This window comes from Mycobacterium sp. (assembly GCF_049281135.1).
Classification (GTDB): domain Bacteria; phylum Actinomycetota; class Actinomycetes; order Mycobacteriales; family Mycobacteriaceae; genus Mycobacterium.
Genome location: NZ_JBAPRN010000765.1, coordinates 1 through 3033, shown reverse-complemented (window position 1 = coordinate 3033; position 3033 = coordinate 1). Strand labels below are relative to the sequence as shown.

Here is a 3033-nt window from a genome sequence, read left to right as displayed (position 1 = left end):
CGTGTGCGTGAATGCGGCGGTCGGTAGCCAAGATCGCGCGTGTTGCCCATCATCGCCTCCGCAAGCGCGACGATAAGCCCGAGGCCATCGAGCAGATAGTGGGAAGCCACCAGGCTGACCGCGGTCGAGCCGTCGGTAAGCGGAAGAACGCCGAGATGCCAACCCGGGCCCCATTCCGGATCAATGGGCAGTTGCGCGCGTTCATCAGCCCAGTCGCTGAGCTCAGCACGCGGACGGGCGGATTCAGCGAACTCGATGTCCGCCGGCCCCCGGTCCAACACCCAGCGATACCGGGCGAACGGCAGCGGTGATCGCTCGATGCGCCGTCCCAACAACCCGTAACCGAGATTGCGGTAAACACGCCTCACCCCATCGAAGTCGATCGTGCGCTCATAGAGCCAAACGACCTGCATCACTTCGTTCTGGCCGGCGGCGCGATGCCCCGCAAAGAAGGCTTGGTCCACCAACGCCAGCCGATCGTCCGGCCCTGCATCACCATTGGATACGCGGCGTTTAGCGGATGCAGTAGCAGGTCGTATCCGGACTGGCACTGATCAGCCTCCGACGGCGGGGGTCGATAGGGCGACACCGCGCAAAACAGCGTGGCCCTTATTGGGGTCGGACCAATTCATCGCATGTAGAGTAGCCGACGCCATGACGACCAGCCGACGCTTTGCCGCGAAGCCCGTCGCTCTCTTCGTGCTGGGCTTTGGCCGGTCCGGGACATCGGCGCTTACCCGAGTTCTCTCGCTGTGCGGTGCCGCGCTCCCGGCAGGGCTGCTGGGCGCCACCGCGGAGAATGCGCGCGGCTATTGGGAGCCGCGCGCGGCCATCCATATCAACCAAGCGATCCTGCGCCGCCAGGGCAGCTCCGGGTACGACGTGACACTGCGGACGCACAAGGACGGTGCGTTCGACGCCACAGAGAACGCCGCCGACATCGAGAAGGTCAAGGCGTTTCTGACCAGATTGCCGACGGCGCCGCTCGTCGTCATCAAGGAAGTGAAGCTAACGGCGGTGTCTGGCATCTGGTTCGAGGCGGCGCGTCTGGCCGGATTCGACATCGCGGCCGTGATCGCCGTGCGCCACCCGCAGGAGGTCATTGGGTCGCTGGCAAAACGCGCTGACCGTCAGCCGTACTTTCCATCCTCGCCGGAACTCACCGGCGCCGGATGGCTGAAATACACCCTGCTGGCGGAGAGAGACACCCGCGGCGTGCCTCGCGTGTTCGTCGATTACGCCAACCTCATGGAGGACTGGCGCCGGGAAGTAAAGCGAATTTCTGCGGCGCTCGCCATCGATCTCAGCAACCAGGATGAGGGCGCAGTCGATGAGTTCCTCACACCGGATCTTCGGCACCACCGACACGGCGGCGCGGTGCCAGAACCCTTCGGGACGGACTGGATGGCTGTCGTCTACGAAACGCTGAGCGCGGCCGCACGGGACGAGCCCTGGGACGAATCTGCGCTGGATCGCGTTTTCAACGCCTATCGGGTGAGCGAACATGGTTTCCGGACGGCGTTCGAAGATGCCAATCGCTATCTCAGGGCTGACCGGTTCATGCTGCCGTCCCTGGTGAAGCTGGCACTCGAAGGCCTCGCAATCGTTCACCGCCGCCGTGGAACTTGGGCCTGAGTTCGCGATGAAATTCGTGCTGGCGTTCTACGGAACCCGCGGCGATGTCGAGCCCGGCGTCGCTGTCGGCCGTGAACTGCTGCGGCGAGGGCACGATGTGCGCATCGCCGTCCCGCCCGACCTGGTCGGCTTCGCCGAAGCTGCTGGGCTGGCCGCAGTCCCCTACGGACCGGACATCCAGGAATGGCTGGAAGCAACGCGCAACTTCTGGGCGTACCTCTTCCGCAACTTCTGGCGGATCCAGGATGTGAGGCAGTTTTTGCGCGAGGCTCGCGAACCCGGCACCCGGCGCTGGGCGGAGATGAGCACCATGCTGACCGCGCTGGCGGACGAGGCCGACCTACTGCTGACCGGCATGAGCTACCAAGAACTCGCCGCCAACGTCGCCGAGTATCGCCACGTTCCCTTGGCCACGCTGCTCTGGTTCCCGATCCGGGTCAACGGCCGCGTCATCCCGACGCTGCCGGCGCCGTTGCTCCGCTTCGCGATGACGATCTACGAGCGGCTGGTTTGGCGTGGCGTTAAAAAAGTCGAGGATGCACAGCGCCGTGAATTGGGCCTACCCAAGGCCACCGCGCCCGCGCCGCAACGGATAGCAGAACGCAGATCGCTAGAAGTCCAGGCTTACGACGAGGTGTGCTTTCCCGGGCTGGCGGCCGAATGGGCCAAGTGGGACGGCCAACGCCCCTTCGTCGGCACGCTGACGATGGAGTCGCCGACGGACGCCGATGACGAGGTCGCGTCCTGGATTGCCGCGGGAACACCACCGATTTGCTTCGGGTTCGGCAGCATCCCGGTCGAATCTCCGGCCGCCATGATCGGCATGATCGCCGCAGCTTGCGCGCAGTTAGGCGAGCGGGCGTTGGTGTGTGCCGCCGCAACCGACTACAGCAACGTCCCGAAATTCGACCACGTCAAGGTGGTCGGCACGATGAATTACGCGACGGTCTTTCCCGCCTGCCGCGCGGTCGTGCACCACGGTGGCGCAGGCACCACGGCCGCGGGCCTGCGCGCCGGAGTCCCCACGTTGATCCTCTGGATGGCCGACGTACAGGTGGTATGGGGAGCCGCGGTCAAACGGCTGAAAGTGGGCACCGCCCGGCGCTTTTCGGCCGCTACCGAGAAATCGCTCGTCGCAGACCTCCGCACCATCCTGGCCTCCGAATATGCCACCCAAGCCCGCGAGGTCGCCGCCCGGATGACTAAACCCGCCGAAAGCGTTGCGGCCGCCGCTGATCGTGTGGAAGATTTCGCCCGTTTGCGGCGAGTTGGCTGATCGGGATGGCGGGCGGCCGGATTCCTGTTCAACACCCGTCTAACTAACCGTAGTATCTCTATTCGTGATCGAGCTAGATGGCGTAGCCAAGACGTTCGACGGGACGATACAGGCATTGCAGG

2 protein-coding genes and 1 pseudogene are annotated in these 3033 nt (G+C 64.8%); 2 read left to right on the top strand and 1 reads right to left on the bottom strand.

Annotated elements, in window-relative coordinates; genetic code table 11:
• A pseudogene (locus WAN02_RS30290) lies at positions 1–551 on the bottom strand (hypothetical protein); the annotation flags it as partial.
• A gap of 103 nt (positions 552–654) precedes the next feature.
• Between WAN02_RS30290 and WAN02_RS30285 the strand changes: the two are divergent.
• A complete protein-coding gene (locus WAN02_RS30285; RefSeq protein ID WP_422269071.1) occupies positions 655–1635 on the top strand; it encodes a sulfotransferase family protein in 981 nt (326 codons plus the stop codon).
• A gap of 7 nt (positions 1636–1642) precedes the next feature.
• Positions 1643–2911 (top strand): glycosyltransferase, encoded by a 1269-nt coding sequence (locus WAN02_RS30280; protein ID WP_422269072.1) that lies wholly within the window; start codon positions 1643–1645, stop codon positions 2909–2911.
• Positions 2912–3033 lie beyond the last annotated feature (122 nt).